General features: G+C 73.3%; 11 protein-coding genes. 10 read left to right on the top strand and 1 reads right to left on the bottom strand.

The genetic code is table 11. The features are described from left to right. Positions 1 to 26 precede the first annotated feature (26 nt). The 7 genes from KHP12_RS44945 (at position 27) to KHP12_RS44975 (ending at position 12,734) form a co-directional block, all read left to right on the top strand. Entirely contained in the window at positions 27 to 374 is a 348-nt protein-coding gene (locus tag KHP12_RS44945) for a hypothetical protein (protein ID WP_086883651.1), read from the top strand. Further along, entirely contained in the window at positions 371 to 799 is a 429-nt protein-coding gene (locus KHP12_RS44950; protein WP_246643287.1) for a GPW/gp25 family protein, read from the top strand. The genes KHP12_RS44945 and KHP12_RS44950 overlap by 4 nt, the downstream gene beginning before the upstream one ends. Beyond that, positions 796 to 3,984: a putative baseplate assembly protein gene (locus KHP12_RS44955; RefSeq protein ID WP_086883649.1), complete on the top strand. Its 3,189-nt coding sequence runs from the start codon at positions 796 to 798 to the stop codon at positions 3,982 to 3,984. Before KHP12_RS44950 ends, KHP12_RS44955 begins: the two co-directional genes overlap by 4 nt. Then, positions 3,981 to 7,922, top strand: a complete 3,942-nt coding sequence (locus tag KHP12_RS44960) for a putative baseplate assembly protein (RefSeq protein ID WP_211834554.1) — start codon at positions 3,981 to 3,983, stop codon at positions 7,920 to 7,922. The genes KHP12_RS44955 and KHP12_RS44960 overlap by 4 nt, the downstream gene beginning before the upstream one ends. Further along, positions 7,919 to 10,120, top strand: coding sequence for a hypothetical protein (locus tag KHP12_RS44965; RefSeq protein ID WP_086883647.1), 2,202 nt, complete (start codon positions 7,919 to 7,921; stop codon positions 10,118 to 10,120). The genes KHP12_RS44960 and KHP12_RS44965 overlap by 4 nt, the downstream gene beginning before the upstream one ends. Before the next feature lie 126 nt (positions 10,121 to 10,246). After that, positions 10,247 to 11,782, top strand: a complete 1,536-nt coding sequence (locus KHP12_RS44970; RefSeq protein ID WP_211834555.1) for a DUF6519 domain-containing protein — start codon at positions 10,247 to 10,249, stop codon at positions 11,780 to 11,782. A gap of 79 nt (positions 11,783 to 11,861) precedes the next feature. Beyond that, complete coding sequence (locus KHP12_RS44975) at positions 11,862 to 12,734, top strand: peptidoglycan-binding protein (RefSeq protein ID WP_086883645.1); 873 nt, start codon at positions 11,862 to 11,864, stop codon at positions 12,732 to 12,734. Between the two features lie 214 nt (positions 12,735 to 12,948). On the opposite strand, the gene KHP12_RS44980 is transcribed toward KHP12_RS44975, so the two are convergent. After that, a complete protein-coding gene (locus KHP12_RS44980; protein WP_244203060.1) occupies positions 12,949 to 13,578 on the bottom strand; it encodes a TetR/AcrR family transcriptional regulator in 630 nt (209 codons plus the stop codon). Positions 13,579 to 13,840: 262 nt separating this feature from the next. On the opposite strand from KHP12_RS44980, the gene KHP12_RS44985 reads away from it, so the two are divergent. From KHP12_RS44985 to KHP12_RS44995, 3 genes are all read left to right on the top strand, one after another. Next, positions 13,841 to 15,154 carry a UDP-glucose dehydrogenase family protein gene (locus KHP12_RS44985; RefSeq protein ID WP_086883643.1) on the top strand — a complete coding sequence of 438 codons (1,314 nt, stop codon included), beginning with the start codon at positions 13,841 to 13,843 and terminating at the stop codon, positions 15,152 to 15,154. Between the two features lie 87 nt (positions 15,155 to 15,241). After that, positions 15,242 to 16,459: a glycosyltransferase gene (locus KHP12_RS44990; RefSeq protein ID WP_210608970.1), complete on the top strand. Its 1,218-nt coding sequence runs from the start codon at positions 15,242 to 15,244 to the stop codon at positions 16,457 to 16,459. A 148-nt stretch (positions 16,460 to 16,607) separates the two neighbouring features. Next, positions 16,608 to 18,233, top strand: coding sequence for an MDR family MFS transporter (locus tag KHP12_RS44995; protein ID WP_086880086.1), 1,626 nt, complete (start codon positions 16,608 to 16,610; stop codon positions 18,231 to 18,233). Positions 18,234 to 18,291: the final 58 nt, after the last annotated feature.

Raw genomic sequence — 18,291 nt, forward strand, 5'->3', positions numbered from 1 at the left:
GCAGCCAACGGGGAGGGACAAGCGACGTGTCCGGGAATTCCGGGAACCTCGTCAGCCATACCGCCGTGATCAGTTGCCCGCACGGCGGACGCGTACAGGCGGCATCCGGTGCGTCGTCGTCCGATGTGCGGCTCGACGGGCAGCCCGTGCCGACCGCCGACGACGTCTTCACGGTCGTCGGCTGCCCGCACACCGTCGACCGTGTCCCGCTGCCGTGCACCACCGTCCGGTGGACTCCGGACCGCGACACGGTGCTGATCGACGGCGTGCCCGTCCTGCTCGACACCTCCTCGGCACAGTGCTTCAGCGCGGGGCTCGTGCCGCAGGGGCCACCCGTCGTCTCCGCCGCGCGGCAAGGAGTCATGTGCGGATGAGGACACCGACAGGCAGGACACCGACAGGCAGGACACGGACCGGCAGGACACACACCGTACGGACCGATATCGCCTTCCCGTTCCGTATCGACCGGCGCGGGCGCACCGCGCACGCCGACCACGACGACCACATACGCGATCTGATCGAGCAGTTGCTCTTCACCAGCCCCGGCGAACGCGTCATGCGGCCCGACTTCGGCTGCGGGCTGCTCGACCTCGTCTTCACACCCAACAGCCCCGAACTGGCCTCCGCCGTCGAGCTGTCCGTCCAGGCGTCGCTCCAGCGCTGGCTCGGTGAGCTGATCGAGGTGGAGTCCCTGGACGTGGTCAGCGAGGAGAACGTCGTACGCGTCCATCTGCGGTATGTGGTGCGCGCCACCGCCGGGCTGCGCGATGAGGTGTTCGAGGGGAGGGGCGCCGCGTGAGTCACCCCTCCACCGCGTCACGGCGCGATCGCATCAGGGCCGCCCACCTCAACGGGGTGGACGCCGTCGAGGTCGGCGACGACGGCATCACCCTCGCCGTCACCTTCCTCGGCAAGGCCCCGCACGGCCTGTGCCCGGAGAACGTACGCATTGACGGCGGCCGCCGGATCACCGGCATCGAGGTCATGGAGATCTCCGTCGAGCGCGAGGAGGACCCCGAGCTCGACGACAAGCTGTACGTCACGGTGGACCGGGCCGGGGACACCTCCGTCTACCGGCTCTCCCTCGTGGACACCGACCCCTACGGGCGGCCCGGTACCGAGCCCTTCCCCGGCTTCGACCAGCGGTACTTCTCCGCCGAGTTCACCTTCCGGCCCGATTGCCCCAGCCCGTTCGACTGCAAGGACGAGACCCCGAACCTCCCCGCCACCTTCCACCCCGCCCCCGTCATCGACTACACCGCCCGTGACTACGAAACGCTCCGCCAGGTCGTCCTGGACCGGCTCCGCCTCACCACCCCCGACTGGGCCGAGCGCAACGCCGCCGACCTCGGCATCACCCTGGTCGAGCTGCTCGCCTACACCGCGGACCAGATCAGCTACCAGCAGGACGCGGTGGCCACCGAGGCGTATCTCGACACCGCCCGCCGCCGGGTGTCCGTACGCCGCCACGTACGGCTCATCGACTATCCGATGCACGACGGCTGCAACGCCCGCGCCTTCGTCACCGTGGAGACCGTCGAGCCGCTGACGCTCAACCCGGGGGAGTACCGCTTCGCCGCCGTGGACATCCGAACCCTCGGCCCGCTGGACCGGCCGGACATCGGGGCCGTGCTGGACGACCGGGAGCTGGCCGTGCTCGATGAGCGCGGATCGGTGGAGGTGTTCGAGCCCGTCGTCACCGGCCAACCCCTCCACCTGCGGCCGGAACACCACCGCATCCGCCTGTGGACCTGGGGCGGCGAGGTGTGCTCGCTGCCCGTGGGCGCCACGTCCGCGACGCTGCGCGACGCGTGGGCCGACGAGGAGTGCCGGGACCGCGTGATCGATCTGCGCCCCGGCGATCTGCTGCTCTTCGAGGAGGTGCGGGGGCCGCGCTCCGGGACGCCCGGCGACGCCGACCCCTCGCACCGGCAGGCCGTGCGCCTCACCTCCGTCACCCCCGCCGTCGACCGGCTCGCCGAGCAGCCGGTGCTGGAGGTCACCTGGGCGCGGGAGGACGCGCTGGCCTTCCCGCTGTGCCTGGCCACCCGGGGCGGTCCGGACTGCGCGCCCGTCGAGGACGTCAGCGTGGCGCGCGGAAATGTGGTGCTGGTCGACCACGGCCGCTCGCTCACCTTCTGCTGCGGCACACCGGAGACCCTCACCGTGCCGCCCGTCCCCGCCGTCGCCGGGTCCTGTGACCCACCCGCCTTCGGCTGCTTCGACAAGGACGCCGGGAACGCGCCCGCGCGGCTCATCGACTCCCTGCTGGACCGGGCCCGCCACGGGCGGCAACTCACCCCGGACGACGTACGGGAGCTGTTCACCACCGTCGGCCCGGAGGCCACCGGCCGGGCCGGGATCGGCCTGGAGTCGGCCGGGCAGCGGCGCGAGAAGGTCGTGCCCGGCACCGCGTACGCCCAGGCCGAGGCACTGCGGACACTTCTCGCCCAATCCGTCTACCCCGGGCTCGTGCCGCGCTTCCGGCCCGTACTGCACCAGGCGCCCGTCACCCAGGCCGTGCCCTTCCCCGATCCGCGTCATGTCGCGGCCGGGCAGGCCGAGCACCTGGCCGCCATCCCGGGGCGGGTGCGGGAGCGGCTGACGGAGCTGTGGCGCAGCGCCCGGGACCGCGACGGGCTCTCGGACGCGGAGATCGCCGAACTGGCCGTCCTGTTCGGGCTGCGCGTCCTGGAGCGCCTCGAACTCGCCCGCCACCCCGTCCGCGCGCTGCGCGAGCTGCTGCACCGCTGCGACCGGCTGCTCGACACCAAGCTGGGGCGCCTGGCCGCACTGACCGCCAGGGCCCGGGCGGGCACCGTCCTGGACGGGCGCATCGCCTGGGAGATCGCGCACAGTTGGGGCCGGGCGTACGCCGCCGGGCTGCGCCCGGAGGATCCGGTGCTGCACGGTCCGGCCGCCGCGCTCGTCCAGGACCCACGGGCCGCGCTTCCCGCCGTGACGATCGAGGACGGCGACGAGACCTGGACACCGCGCCGCGATCTGCTCACCTCCCGCCCCCGGGACCGCCACTTCGTCGGCGAGCTGGAGGACGACGGCCGTATCGCGCTGCGCTTCGGCGACGGCCGGTACGGCGCCACGCCGAAGCCCGGGGCGCGCCTCGCGGTCCACTACCGGACCGGCGGTGGCACGGCGGGCAACGTCGGCCCCGAGGCCATCAACCACCTGGTGCTGTGCCGGGATCCGGAAGCGGCGGACACCGGACGGCCCCTGCCCGTGGCCGGGGTGCGCAATCCGCTGCCCGCCGTCGGCGGCACCGAGCCCGAGCCGGTCGAACAGGTCCGCCAGCTCGCCCCGCTCGATCTGAAACGCACCCGGCACCGGGCCATCACCGCCGAGGACTACGCGGCGCTCGCCGCCGAACTGCCCGGGGTGCGGCGCGCGGCGGCGGAGATCCGCTGGACCGGCAGTGTGCGGGAGGCGCACATCGCCATCGACGCGTACGGGACCGGGACACCGCCCCCCGCCCTCCTGGACGCGGTCGCACACGCCCTGGAGGGCTACCGCCGGATCGGACACGACCTGGTGGTCGGCCCGGCCCGCGCCGTGCCGCTGGACATCGCGCTCGAGGTGTGCGCCGCACCCGGACACCAGCACGGGCAGATCCTCGCCGAGCTGTACCGGGCGCTGGGCAGCCGTCGGCTCTCCGGCGGGCGGCTCGGCTTCTTCCACCCCGACGCGCTGACCTTCGGCGAACCGGTGCGGCTCAGCCGCCTGGTGGCCGTCGCCGCGGCGGTGCCGGGGGCGCTGAGCATCGAGGTCACCCGGCTGCGGCGGCTGTGGCACGAGGGGCTGGAGGGGCCCAAGGAGCCCGATGACGGCACCTCGTACGAGACGTCACACGGCGAGGCGCTGGAGGAGGGCATCCTGCGCATCGGCCCCCTGGAGATCGCCCAGTGCGACAACGACCCCGACCGGCCCGAGAACGGCCGCCTGGTCATCGAGCTGAAGGGGGCCCGATGAGCGACCACCCCGACCACCCCGACCACCCCGATCACGTCAACTCCGGTGGCTGCGGCTGCGGTTGCGGCGGGCACGACGAGCGCCGGGCCGCCCCCGGCATCCCGCACAACCCGCCCGGCCGTACCGCCCTGGACTATCGCGTCGGCGACTACGGCTCGTTCCTGGCCGCCATGCTCGACCGGCTCGCCTCGCCCGCCTACCCCGCGCTGCGCGGCCTGACCGTACGCACCCCGGACGACCCGGCCATCGGGCTGCTGGACGCCTGGGCGGTCCTGGGAGACCTGCTGACCTTCCACTCCGAGCGGATCGCCGACGAGGGCTATCTGCGCACCGCCCACGACCCCCGCTCGCTCGCCCTCCTGGGGCGGCTGGTGGGGCATGTGCCACGGCCGGGCGTGGCCGCCGACACCCACCTCGCGTACACCCTGGACCGGGATCCGCGCGCCGAGGACGTCGTGGTGACGATTCCGCGCGGGGCCATCAGCCACAGCGTCCCGGCGGCCTCCGACGAGGAGTCGCAGACCTTCGAGACCAGCGAGGACCTGACGGCCCGCTGGGCGTGGAACGAACTGGCGGTGCGCCGCCGCCGGCCCGCCCTGATCGGCCCCGACGACCTGAAGCGCCGCTCCGAGCTGCTGCTGTCCGGAACCTCGCTCGGGCTGACCGTCGGCGACAAGCTGCTCTTCGTCTTCGGCGGGACGGCGGAGTCCGGGGGCGGCGGCCGGAGGCTGCTGCTGCCGGTCGCGCGGGTGACCGTCGACCGCGACGAGGACGTGACGGCGATCGGGCTGCCGCGGTCCGCCCCGCCGTCGCTCGGGGAGCTGGTGGACGAGGTACGGCGGTGGATCACCGACCCGGAGGCGGACGAGGACCCGGACGACCGGGGGGACGCCGAGCCCACGCCGGACCACCCCGATCCGCGTCCCGTCAGCCGCCTGATCGAGGAGTTCGACGCGCAGGTCCTGGCGCCGCTGCGGGGCGACCTGGACGGGATCACCACGCCCGGGCAGCTCGCCCGGCGGCTCGCCGAACCGCATGACCGGCTGGCGGAGGCGCAGGTGCTGGCCGCCCCGTACGAGGAGGTCGCCGCCTGGTTCGAGCGGCTGGAGGCGGTGATCGGCGAACTGCGGGAACGGGCGGGGGAGTTGGACGCCTCCGGGTCCGGCGAGGTGCGGCTGCGGTCCCAGCTCGCCGAGGACCGTCCCGCGGCCGACGGCGCGACCGGAAGCCACGGCCCCGCCGCCGGGACCCACGGCCCCGCCCACGGCACCGCCGCCGTACGAGCGCTCGGCGCCGTCCTGCCCGCCCTGCGCACCCGTGTCGTACGGCCCCCGTCCGGCGCCCGCGCCACGGTGGCGCACGATCCGCGGCGGCTCTTCGGGCCCGGCTCGGACCTGGCCGCCGGGCTGCTCTCCGCCCTCGACCCGAGGGTGGCGAGCGGGATGTACACGGCGTGGCGTCGGGCCGCCCCGGCCGCCACCGCCCCGCCCGGTACGGTCCCGCTGCTGCGCGAGCTGCTGGCGATGCGGGTGACGGCCGCGCCCTTCGGGGCGATGGCGCCGCTCAAGCCGGTGCAGGACGACCGCGGCCGGGTCATCCGGCAGACCGACTGGCCGCTGACCGGCGGTGAGCTGACCGCCGTACGGATCGTGTACGACACGGCGGTCAAGGCGCCGGTGAAGGCGGAGTTCCAGCACATCGAGACCGGGACGTCCTGGCAGCGCAGCGAGAACCTGCCGCAGACCGCCGAGTTCGAGCTCGGCCCGGGACGGGTGCAGCTGTCCACCCGCGTCGGTCAGGACCACGACCTGGGGTGGCTCCGGGGCCGTCCCACCGACTCGCAGGAGCCCGGTGTCACCGCCACCCTGCTGCCCGGACTGCCCGCGCTCACCCTGTTCGTGTCCCGGCCCGCCGAGGACGGGCGGGTGCATGTGGTCGTGGACGACGGAGAGCCCAAGCAGTGGATGCTCAGCCGTGGCGAACCCGCGAAACAGATCGGCTACGGCGCCTATGAGCTGACGCTGCGGTTCACCCCCGGCAGTGAGCCCCCGGCCGTCGAGATCGGCATCGCCACCGTGCCGGAGCCCACCAACCGCTATGTGCTGCCGCTGGATTCGGTCCAGGACTCCATCACGGTCGGCAGCTGGGTGGCCGTCGAGCGCCCCCGCAAGGGGTCCGGCGAGCCGGACGGCATCCCGGGCGACAAGAAGCTCGCCTCCGTCACCACCCGCGTCGTCGCCGTGCGCACCGCCGCGTACACCAACTACGGCATCACCGGCCGCGGCACCCGGCTGACCCTCGCCGACCCGTGGCTCGACGAACACGATGTGCTGCTCTCCGCCATCCGCGACACCACCGTGCACGCGGGCGGTGAACCGCTGCGCCCGGCGGACGAGCCGCTGGGCGAGGACGTGCACGGCAACGAGATCGAGCTCGCCGAGCTGTACGACGGGCTGCGGCCCGGCCGCCGGATCGTGGTCTCCGGCGAGCGCACCGACATCCCGGGTCCGGCCGGTCCGGGCGCCCCGACCGGGGTCCGGGGCACGGAACTGGCGGTCATCGCCGCCGTGGACCAGCGCGTCGACCCCGACCTGCCCGGCGACCATGTGCACACCACCCTCACCCTCACCGCCGATCTGGCCTACCGCTACCGCCGCGAGACGGTCCGGGTCCAGGGCAACGTCGTGCCCGCCACGCACGGCGAGAGCCGGGACGAGGCCATCGGCAGCGGCGACCCGGCCGTGGCCAACCAGACCTTCACGCTGTGGCAGTCGCCGCTGACCTGGCTTCCCACGGACAACCCCCTGGGCGCCACCCCCGCCCTCGAGATCCGCGTCGACGGGCTGCTGTGGCACCGGGTGGACAGCCTCGCCGGACGCGGACCGCACGAGCGCGTCTACGTCACCGGGACCACCGGCGACGGGCGGACCACGGTGACCTTCGGCGACGGGGCGCACGGCGCCCGGCTGCCCGGCGGCCACGAGAACGTACGGGCCCGCTACCGCTTCGGCACCGGTGAGGCCGCCAACGTGCCCGCGGACCGGATCACCCAGGCCCTCACCCGGCCCCTCGGCGTCACCGCCGTCACCAATCCGCAGCCCGCCACCGGCGGCGCGGACGGCGACGGCCCGGGCCTGACCCGCCGCACCGTCCCGCTCGCGGTCTCCGCGCTCGACCGGCTGGTCTCCCTCCAGGACTACGAGGACTTCGCCCGGTCCCGCGCGGGCATCGGCCGGGCGGCCGCCCGCGAACTCTTCGACGGGCGGCGCAGGGTGCTCCATGTGACCGTGGCCGGGGTGGACGACGCGCCGATCGGCGCGGACGCGGAGGTGCTGCGCGCCCTGCGCTCCTCGCTGGCCGCCTACGGGGACACCCGGCTGCCGGTCCGGGTCGATGTGCGGGAGCTGGTGCTGCTGGTGCTGGTGGCACGGGTGAAGGTGGCGCCGGACCACTCCTGGGAACTGGTCGAACCCCGGCTGCGCCAGGCCCTGCTGCGCGAACTCGGCTATCCAGGACGTGAGTTGGGGCAGCCCGCCGCGCTCTCCGAGGCGCTGGCCACCGCACAGTCGGTGCCCGGAGTGGACTATGTGGACGTGGACGCCTTCACCGGTGTCCCGGCCTCCAGCACCCCGCGGGAACTGGCCGACCTGGCCGCCCGGCTGACCGAGCCCGGCGCCGTGGTTCCCGCCCGGCCCGCCGAGTACGCCGAGGACACCTACCGGGTCACCGCCACGGACGGCGAGACGCTCACCGACGTCGCCGGACGCCACGGCATCCCGCTCGCAGAACTGCTGCGCCTCAACCCCGACATCACCGACACCCGCCGCCTGGCCAAGGGCCGCTCGGTGTCCGTCTTCCGCGGCATCCGCCCGGCGCGGCTCGCGATGTTCTCACCCGATGTGCCGGACACGCTGATCCTTACGGAGGTCACCTCATGAGCAGGGAGCCGGACGGGCTCGCCGAGCTGCTTCCGCAGTGGCATCGCCTCAGGGACGCCGAGGCGGGCGAGCCGCTGCGCGCCCTGCTCGCCGTGCTCGCCGAGCAGGTCGATCGGGTACGCGACGGGGTGGAGCAGAGTTACGACGACTGGTTCGTGGAGACCGCCACCGCATGGGTGCTGCCGTACTTGGGCGATCTGGTGGGCTACCGTCCGCTGCCCGGCTACGAGCGGGTGCGGGCCACCGGACTGCGCGACGGCGGGCCGCCGGACACCTCCCTGGCGCGGCTGGCCGAGGCGCTGGCGCCGCGCCGGGACGTGGCCGCCACCGTGGCCCACCGGCTGCGCAAGGGCACGCTCGCGCTGCTGGAGGAGCTCTCCGCGTCGGTGGCCGGATGGCCCGCCCGCGCCGTCGAACTCTCCCGGCTCACCGCGCACCAGCAGCCGGTCAAGCTCTACGGCGGGACCGGCGGCGCGGCGGCTGACCTGCGCAGGCTCTCCCGGGGCCGGCTCGCCGATCTCCGGGACGGGGCGGCGCTTGACCTGGCGGGCGGGCCGTTCGGCACGCTGGCGCGCTCGGTGGACGTACGGCGCGCGGGCTCCCGCCGCAGACAGGGCGGCCACACCCCGGCCGGGGTCGGGCTGTTCGTGTGGCGGCTGAAGCCGTACCACGTGACCAGGGCGCCCGCGTACTGCATCGACCGGGCCCGCAACCTCTACACCTTCTCGATCCTCGGCAATGACACCCCACTGGTGACCCGCCCCGAACCCGAGCCGTCCGCCGCGCGCCCCCTACCTTCGGCGGGGGGACCCCCGGCCGCTGCCGACAACGTGCCCGCGTACATCCGCCGCCGTCAGCTCGCGGACCACCTTCTCGACACTTACGGACCCGGCAAGAGCTTCACCATCTGGCGGGACGGCCACGACGAGCCCGTGCCACCGTCGGACATCGTCGTGGCCGATCTGACGGACTGGCGCTACCGCGCCAAGCGCGGCCAGGTGGTCATCGACCCCGAGCTCGGCCGGATCGCCTTCGGCTCGCGCACCGCGCCGCGCCACGGCGTCTGGGTCACCTACCACTACGCGTACGCCGACGACATGGGCGGCGGGGAGTACGACCGGGACGACCGCGAGACCTCCCCGGCCGCGGAGGTCTACCGGGTCGGCCCGGGGTGCGCATACCAGCGGATCATGGACGCGTACCGGCAGTGGCAGCACGACCGGCGGGGCGGACGATGCGGCCCCGAGGGCATCATCGAGATCACCCACAGCGGCGCCTACCAGGAGCAGCTGGACTTCGACCTGGACCCGGGCGACCGGCTCGAACTGCGCGCCGCCGAGGGCACCCGGCCGGTGATCCGGCTGCTGGACTGGTACAGCAACCGCCCCGACGCGCTCAACATCCGGGCGCGGGAGGAGCACGGGAACACCGGTGGCGAGGCGCCGCGCATCGTGCTGGACGGGCTGCTGATCGCGGGGCGCGGCCTCAATGTCACCGGGCCGGTCGGCGCCGTGGTGCTGCGCCACTGCACCCTCGTCCCCGGGTGGTCCCTGGAGCCGGAGTGCGAGCCGCGCTCGCCCGACGAACCCAGCCTGGTCCTGGAGCACACCACCGCGTGTGTCCAGATCGAGCGCAGCGTTCTCGGCACCATCGAGGTGATCGGCGAGGAGGTGCACACCGACCCGCTCGCCCTCCACATCCGCGACTCCATCCTGGACGCCACCGGACACGACCGCCCGGCGCTGTCCGCCCCGGACTGCCGCCACGCCCACGCCGTACTGCACGCCCACCGCACCACCGTCATCGGCGAAGTGCACACCCACGCCGTGCGGATCGGCGAGAACAGCCTCTTCACCGGGCGGATGCACGTGGCCCGGCGCGGTGTCGGATGTCTGCGGTTCAGCTATGTGCCGCCGGGCTCGCGCACCCCGCGCCGCCACCGCTGCCAGCCGGATCTGGTGGGGGCCGAGGAGGCGTGGCGGGTGCGGCCGCTGTTCGGCGGCGAGCGCTACGGCACCCCCGTGTACGGGCAGTTGGCGGCCGGATGCGCGGAGGAGATCCGCCGGGGCGCCGAGGACGGCGCCGAGATGGGCGCCTTCCACGACCTGTACCAGCCGCAGCGAGAGGACAGCCTGCGGGCGCGGCTCGCGGAGTACACGCCGGCGGGCACGGACGCGGGAGTCATCGCCGTGACATGAGCCGACGCCCCTGCCGACATCCGCGCCGAAGCCCGCTCGCCCGAGCACGAGCCGGGCCGGGCCGGGCCGAGCCGAGTCCGAGCCGCGCCCGCCAGACTTCCGAACCTTCCGAGGGGGACCCCTTCCATGTACGCCGATCTCTCCCGACTCACCTTCCGGTCCGACCGGCGCTACTCCGCCGTCGTCGCCCAGCAGGGCCGCGTATCGCTCGACGCCGACGCCAACGAGCAGACCGCGATCCAGCTCCACCAGGCCCGTACGCTCGCCGCCGACCTGATCGGACAGCACGGCGGCCCGTCCGGGGACGCCGGTTTCCACATCCGGTTCAAGGGCGGCAGCCGCGATCTGGACGACCTGATCATCGAGGGCGGCCGCTACTACGTGGACGGCATCCTGTGCGACGCGACCCGGCCGCTGCCGGGTGCGGCGGTCGACGACGAGGCGGCGGACGGGGCGTCCGGCACGGAGGGCGAGGCCGACCCGCCCGAGCCCGACGAGCCGCCCGCCACCTGGACCTACTGGGACCAGCCCGACGCCTACCGGGACCCGGAGCGGCCGGGCGACCGGCTGCCGGAGCAGCGCCCGTTCCTGGTCGCCCTGAAGGTGTGGGAGCGGTCGGTGACCGCCGCCGAGGACCCGGCGCTGCGCGAGGTGGCCCTCGGCTCGGCGATGCCGGACACGGCGGCGCGGGTCAAGGTGGTCTGGCAGGTGCTGCCGGTGGAGAGCGCGGCCCTGGAACTGGAGAACCCGGGAGGGGCGAGCAAGGAGCAGGTCGGCAAGGCGTTCGAGGCGTGGGCGCGGAAGGCCACGGCGCCCGGGTCCCGGCTGGCGGCGCGCGCCGAGCGGCCGGAACACGCGGACCAGGACCCCTGCCTGGTCCGCCCGGACGCCCGCTACCGGGGGCCGGAGAACCAGCTGTACCGGGTGGAGATCCACGAGGGTGGCACGGCGAAGGAGGCCACCTTCAAATGGTCCCGGGAGAACGGCTCGGTGGTCTTCCCGGTCGATGAACTCGACGGCACCTGGGTGGAGTTGGCGTCGCTGGGCAGCGACGACAAGCTGGACCTGGGCGTCGGGGACCTGGTGGAGTTCGTGGACACCGCCTACACCAGCCGGGGCGAACCGCTGCCGCTGCTGCGGGTGGAGGAGGCCGACCTGCCGGGGCGGCGGGTACGGCTGTCCGGTGAGCCCGAGCCGGGCGTCGGCCGCCGCCCCGAGCTGCGGCCGTTCCTGCGCCGCTGGGACCACCGGGAGACCACCCGGCGCCCCCGCAAGGGCGCGGCGGCGCGGCTGAAGCGCGGTGCGCTCAAGGTCGAGGAGGGCCGCTGGCTGCCGCTTGAGGACGGTGTCGAGGTGTACTTCGCCCCCGACGGCGCCTACCGCTCCGGGGACCACTGGCTGATCCCGGCCCGCACCGCCACGGGCGGCGTGGAGTGGCCGGTGAACGCGGCCCGCAAGCCGCTCCTCCAGGCCCCGGCCGGGATCCAGGCGCACTACGCGCCCCTGGCGTGGGTGACCGCCGAGCAGGCGGAGCTGGACCTGCGGATGGTGTTCGGGCCGCTGGCCGCGCCCGCCCCGGCCGCGGACGCGTCGGCGCTCGCGGCGGAGGCCGAAGCGGCGGCCGAGACCAGGGCCAGGGAGGACACCGAACCGGAAGCGTAGGCCCGGCGCGGAGCCGATTGAGTTCCACGCCCGTGGCATCCGTACATCACCATGCCTCATCCTTAAGGAGCACACCACCATGGCCACGCCGCTCACCGCCGACCGTCTGCTCAAGGCGCTTCGCGACGAGGGACTGGAAGTCCATGAGTACCGCGACTGGCGGACTCACAACCGCAACAGCAAGGGCCCCTGGGGGCCGGTCAACGGGGTGATGATCCATCACACCGTCACCAAGGGCACGGACTCCTCCGTGGAGCTGTGCTACGAGGGGCACTCCTCGCTGCCGGGGCCGCTGTGCCACGGCGTCATCGACAAGTCGGGCGCGGTCCACCTGGTCGGCAACGGCCGCGCCAACCACGCGGGCCTGGGCGACAGCGACGTGCTCAGAGCCGTCGTCGACGAATCCGCGCTGCCCCCCGACAACGAGGCCGACACCGACGGCAACCGCCACTTCTACGGCTTCGAGTGCATCAACCTCGGCGACGGTGAGGACCCCTGGCCGGAGGCGCAGAAGCTGGCGATCGAGAAGGTGTCCGCGGCCATCTGCCGCGCCCACGGCTGGACCCAGCGCTCGGTGATCGGCCATCTGGAGTGGCAGCCGGGCAAGGTCGACCCGCGTGGCTTCACGATGGACAGCATGCGCAGCCGCGTCGCCAAGCGGCTCGGCGCCAAACCGGACGGCCCGGCGCCCAAGCCACCGGCGACTTACGAGCCGTTCCCGGGCACCGACTTCTTCCGCAACGGCCGCGAAAGCAAGATCATCACGGCGATGGGCAAGCGGCTGGTGGCCGAGGGCTGCGGGCGCTACGAGGAGGGCCCGAGCCCGGAGTGGACCGAGGCGGACCGCAAGTCCTACGCGGCATGGCAGCGCAAGCTGGGCTACTCCGGCGACGACGCGGACGGCGTCCCCGGCAAGACCAGCTGGGACAAGCTGCGCGTGCCGAACGTCTAGGGGTGTCCGGCGGATCTTGGCGCCTGCGGCGGGCTGCTCCCCTCCCCGCCCCCGGGTCCAGGGGCGAAGCCCCTGGTAACGGGAAGGGGCGGGGAGGGGAAAGTGTCGATATGCGGCTCCGCCGCGTGGTCCGCCGGACACGCCGTAGCCGTCCACCAGTTCCCCTGAGGTCGCCATAGCGGCTTCTCCGCCCCGGGGGCGGAGCGAGGAGAGGTCAGCCGTCCTCGCTCCCGCCCCCGGGGCAGCCCGCGTCCAGCAGCGGGTCGATACCCGCCCGGAGGAACCGCAGGAGGGTGTCGTCCGGTGTGGCGGCCAGCGCCGGTGAGCGGATGGCCAGGCGCAGCAGGGTGATGCCCATCAGCCACGCCGCCATCAACTCGGCCCGCAGTTCGGCGTCTTCGCCCTCCAGGCGCCGCGCGAACCCCTCCGAGAACACCTCGGTGATCTCCTCGCGGAGCCGCCCGACGGTCTCCTCCCGGCTGGAGGAGCGCAACTTGGTCAGCAGCGGATGCGGGGCCTCCTCCTCGGTGGGCCCCGTGGAGACCACATCGCAGATCCACGCCGACACCTCGTCCAGCGGCAGATGGCGCAGCGGCTCGAACATGCCGGTGCTGGTCGACACGGCGTCGAACAGCGCCTCCTTTGAGCCGAAATAGCGGTAGACCAGGGCGGCGTCCACCCCCGCGTCCTTGGCGATGTCGCGCACGCTACAGCCGTCGTAGCCGTACCTGGCGAACCGCAGCGCGGCGGCCCCCAGCAGGGCGCTGCGCGTGCCCGCCGCGTCGTATCTGCGGGCGCGGCGAGGGTGGTCGTCGCACCCTCCTGTGTCGCTTGCCCGGTTCACTCGTCGTACCTCCGCCTGGACCGTGCCGTACATGCTGCCGGTTCAGCCTCGCATGTCCAGAAGTCATCCACTGTTGTCATCACTTGTTGACCAAGCTGTGGGTCGGCGCGTTATGTTTTGTCAACGCGTGGTGACTTTGGTCGCCGCAGCGCGCGCTCCCGGCCGGACGACGGTGTCCGGCCTGCTCGTCTCCCGACCGGGCGGCCCGTGCCGCCCTCGCCACGCACCCGCATCTGACCCCCAGCAGAAGTGGTGATTCCCTGTGCAGATACGACGCGTCGCGGTGGTGGGCACCGGCTATGTCGGACTGACCACCGGCGCCTGTCTGGCCACCCTCGGCCATCGAGTGGTGTGCGCGGACACCGACCACCAGAAGGTCGAACGGCTCCGGCGCGGACAGGTCGACATCCTCGAGCCCCGGCTGCCCGAACTCGTCCGGGAGGGACTGGACTCCGGGCGGCTCGCGTTCATCCGCGACACCCGGGCCGCAGTCGCCGGCGCCGACGTGGTGTTCCTGTGCCTGCCGACCCCGATGGGCGTCGGTGGCGCCGCCGACCTGGCCGCCGTCGAGGCCGTGGCGGACCAGATCCGCGACGCGCTGCCGCGCGGCAGCGTGGTGGTCAACAAGTCCACCGTGCCCGTGGGCACCGCCGAGCGCGTCGCCGCGCTGCTGGACCGCCCGGACGTGACCGTGGTGTCCAACCCGGAGTTCCTCCGCGAGGGTTACGCGGTGCGCGACTTCCTCCACCCCGACCGCATCGTGGTCGGCGCCGCGGACCGGGACGCGGCGCGGCGGGTGGCGGACCTGTACGCCGGTCTTGACGCCCCGCTGGTGCTCACCGACGCCGCGGGCGCCGAACTCGCCAAGTACGCGGCCAACTTCTTCCTGGCCATGAAGCTCTCCTTCGCCAACAACCTCGCCACGCTGTGCGAGCACTTCGGCGCCGATGTGGACGATGTGCTCACGGGCATCGGCCACGACCCGCGCATCGGCTCGGCCTTCCTCAAACCGGGCCCCGGCTGGGGCGGCTCCTGCCTGCCCAAGGACACCCACGCCCTGCTGACGATCTGCCAGGAGTCGGGCGTGGACTTCCCGCTGCTGGGCGCCACCATCGAGACCAACGTCGAACACCAGCGGCGGCTCGTCGAGCGCGTGGTGGCCGGATGCACCCCGGGCGACGGCTCGCTGCGCGGCGTACGGCTGGCCGTGCTGGGCCTGGCCTTCAAGGCGGGCACCTCCGATCTGCGCGACTCACCGGCCCTGGCCATCGCCCGGCTGCTCAAGGAGCGGGGCGCCGAACTCCACGCCTACGACCCCGCGCTCAGCGAGACCCGCCCCGACCTCAGCGATCTGCTCACCCTCGCGGACACCCCCGAGGAGGCCCTCCGGGGAGCGCGCGCCTGTCTGGTGCTCACCGAGTGGCCGGAGTTCCGCGCCCTCGACTGGGAGCGTGCCGCCGGGCTGCTCGGGTCCCCGGTCGTCTACGACTTCCGCAACCTCCTGGAGCCCGAGCGGCTGCGCCGCGCCGGACTCAGCTGCGAGGGCATCGGCCGCACGCCCGCGATGGCGCGCTGACCGCCCCGCCCCCTCTCGCGCCGTACCTCTCGCCGTATCTCTCCCGTACGAGACCCTTCCCACAGAAAGGCCCCTGCGTTGCGGGTTATGTTCACCACGCTCGCCAGCCCCTCCCACGGCCGGGCGCAGCTTCCCCTGGCCCGGTCCCTCGCGGCGGCCGGCCATGAGGTGCTGGTGGTCACCACTCCGGCCCTCGTCCCCGTCTTCGAACGGGAGGAGGTGCGGGTGACGAGCGCCATCAGCGACTTCAGCCCGTCCTCCCTCCTCGGCCCCGTCCTGGCCGAGGAGACCGAACGGGCCGGTCTGCCCGACATGGACGACGAGCAGCGGCAGGCGTTCATGCTGCGCGTCATGTGCAAGGTCGTGTCCGGCCCGATGGCCACGATGCTCCTGGACGCCGTGCTCCCCGTGGCACAGGACTTCCGCCCCGACCTCATCCTGCGCGACGGCATGGACCTCAGCGCCTGTATCGTCGCCGAAACCCTCGGCGTACCCCAGCTGCCCACCCCCTCCGGGGCCGTCAACGGCTTCGACCCGGCCGCATTGCTGCCGGGCCTCAACGCCCTGCGGAAGCGGCGGGGGCTGCCCTCCCTGGAGGACCCGCTGTCGATCGTGCCGCACGGCCGCATCGACTACGTACCGCCGTCCTTCTCCTTCGCCCGCCACGTGCCGGCCACCTGGGCCTACCGGCAGACGGTGGACGTGGACCGCGGTGCCGTGCTGCCGCGCTGGGTCGCCGAACTGCCCACCGACCGGCCCCTGATGTTCGCCGCCATCGGCACCGCGATCCCCATGTTCCACGACAGCTCACGCGGGGCGGACTCCGGGCCGCCGCCCATACCGATGCCGGACCCGGTGGACACGCTGCACGCCATGGTCCAGGGCGTGTCGCGGCTGGCGGAGTGCACTGTCATCCTCGCCACCGGGGGCATCCCCGTGGACACCGACGGGGTGCCGCCGCATGTGCACATCACCGATCGGCTGCCCCAGCCGCTGCTGCTGGAATCCGTGGATCTCTTCCTCACCCACGGCGGCTTCAACAGCATCCGCGAATCGCTGCGCACGGCGACGCCGATGGCGGTGCTGCCCCAGTTCGGCGACCAGCCCGGCAACGCTCAGCGGGTCGAGGAGCTCGGCCTCGGCCGGCGTATCACCGATGCCACACCGGACGGCATCACCGCCGTCTGCCGCGAGGTGCTGGCCGACGACGGCTGCCGGGCCCGGGCCCGCCGGGCGCGGCTGGAGATGCTGGCGCTGCCGGAGATCGAGAGCGCCGTCCCCGACCTGGAGAAGCTCGCCGGATAACCCCCAGCTCCGGAGCCCGGGCCCCCGGCGCCCGGGCTCCGGGCCCCGCTCTTCCCCGCTGGTATCCAGCCCCCGCTACGTCCTCTTCCCGGCGGTATCCAGCCCCGCTACGTCCCCCACGCGCGGCAGAGAAGGTTCGCAGGTACGTATGTCGTCCTCATCCACCACCACCGAGCCCACCGAGCCCACCGAGCCCCGGACCCCCGCCCGGCTGACCCACCGCCAGGTCGTCACCGTGCTGTCCGGGCTGGTGCTCGGCATGTTCCTCGCCGCGCTCGACCAGACCGTGGTCTCCTCGGCGCTGCGCACCATCGCCGACGATCTGCACGGCCTCACCGCCCAGGCATGGGTGACCACCGCCTATCTCGTCACCGGCACCATCGTCACCCCGCTGTACGGAAAGCTCTCCGACATCTACGGCCGCCGCCCGGTCTATCTGTCCGCGATCGTGCTGTTCACCTTCGGATCGCTGCTGTGCGGATTCGCCACGTCCATCCATCAGCTCGCGGCGTTCCGGGCGGTGCAGGGCCTCGGCGGTGGCGGGCTGATGTCCCTCGCCATGACGATCATCGCCGACATCACCTCGCCACGGGAGCGTGGCCGCTACCAGGGCTACATCACGGCGGTGTTCGCCGGGTCCAGTGTCATCGGCCCCCTGGTGGGCGGGGTGTTCGCCGGGCGCGCCACGCTGCTGGGGATCGACGGCTGGCGCTGGATCTTCCTGGTCAATGTGCCGCTGGCGGCCCTCGCCATCGTGGTGATCCTGCGTGTGCTGCACATACCCCACCAGCCCGTACGGCACCGGCTTGACTACGGCGGGGCGCTCACGCTCGCGGTCGGGATCGTGCCGCTGCTCGTCGTGGCCGAACAGGGCCGGAGCTGGGGCTGGGCCTCGCCCCGGGCGCTGGTGATGTACGCGGTGGGAGCGGCCGGGCTGATCTGCTTCGTCCTGCTGGAGCGGCGGATGGCGGATGCCGCGCTGCTGCCGGTCAGGCTGTTCCGCATCCGCGCGTTCCGACTGGGCACCGTGCTGCACTTCACCGTGGGCATCACCATGTTCGGCGCCATGACGACCCTTCCGCTCTATCTCCAGCTGGCCAAGGGCATGAGCCCGATGGGGGCGGGCCTCGCCACGCTGCCCACCATGGCGGCGAATGTCACGGTGACCCTGGTGGTGGGCCGGCTGATGTCACGGACGGGCCGGTTCAAAATCCATCTGGTGGCGGGCGTCGGCTCCCTCACCGTCGCCATGCTGGTGTTCGCCACGCTGAGGGACGACAGCCCGCTGTGGTACGTGGCCATCGGCATGGTGTTCATGGGTGCGGGCCTGGGCGCGGCGATGCAGACGATCACCACCCTCGCCCAGTCCGAGGTGCCCGGCCGGGACATGGGGGCGGCCACCGCGTCGGTGAACTTCTTCCGGTCCAACGGCGGCACGGTGGGCGCGGCCGCCTTCCTGTCCATCCTCTTCTCCCTGGCCGGTACGCGGATCAGCGACCGCCTGGCGGTGGCCTCCGAGCACGCGTCGTTCCGCAGGCTGGCCGGGGAACCGGCGAACGCCGAGGCGCTGAAGGGCGTGGTACGGCCCGACGGCGGGGTCAACCTGGAGGACTCGGCCTTCCTCCACCACCTCGATCCGGCCGTGGCGCAGCCGTTCCTGGAGGGCTATGTCAGCGCCCTGCGCGTGGTCTTCCTCACCGGGGCCGCGGTGGGCCTGATCGCCTTTGTGATCGCCGCCTGGCGGGTGCCGAACACCCAGCTCTCCGCCGACTGACGCGGTCGGCGGGAGCGGGTGGGGACACCGGGGCGGCGGCGAGAGGACCACCGCACGG

Source organism: Streptomyces asiaticus, assembly GCF_018138715.1.
Taxonomy (GTDB): Bacteria; Actinomycetota; Actinomycetes; order Streptomycetales; family Streptomycetaceae; genus Streptomyces; species Streptomyces asiaticus.

Coding starts and splice junctions, on each gene's coding strand:
- KHP12_RS44970 (WP_211834555.1), top strand. CDS start 10,247: ATGTACGCCGATCTCTCCCGACTCACCTTCCGGTCCGACCGGCGCTAC.
- KHP12_RS44975 (WP_086883645.1), top strand. CDS start 11,862: ATGGCCACGCCGCTCACCGCCGACCGTCTGCTCAAGGCGCTTCGCGAC.
- KHP12_RS44950 (WP_246643287.1), top strand. CDS start 371: ATGAGGACACCGACAGGCAGGACACCGACAGGCAGGACACGGACCGGC.
- KHP12_RS44995 (WP_086880086.1), top strand. CDS start 16,608: ATGTCGTCCTCATCCACCACCACCGAGCCCACCGAGCCCACCGAGCCC.
- KHP12_RS44960 (WP_211834554.1), top strand. CDS start 3,981: ATGAGCGACCACCCCGACCACCCCGACCACCCCGATCACGTCAACTCC.
- KHP12_RS44990 (WP_210608970.1), top strand. CDS start 15,242: ATGTTCACCACGCTCGCCAGCCCCTCCCACGGCCGGGCGCAGCTTCCC.
- KHP12_RS44965 (WP_086883647.1), top strand. CDS start 7,919: ATGAGCAGGGAGCCGGACGGGCTCGCCGAGCTGCTTCCGCAGTGGCAT.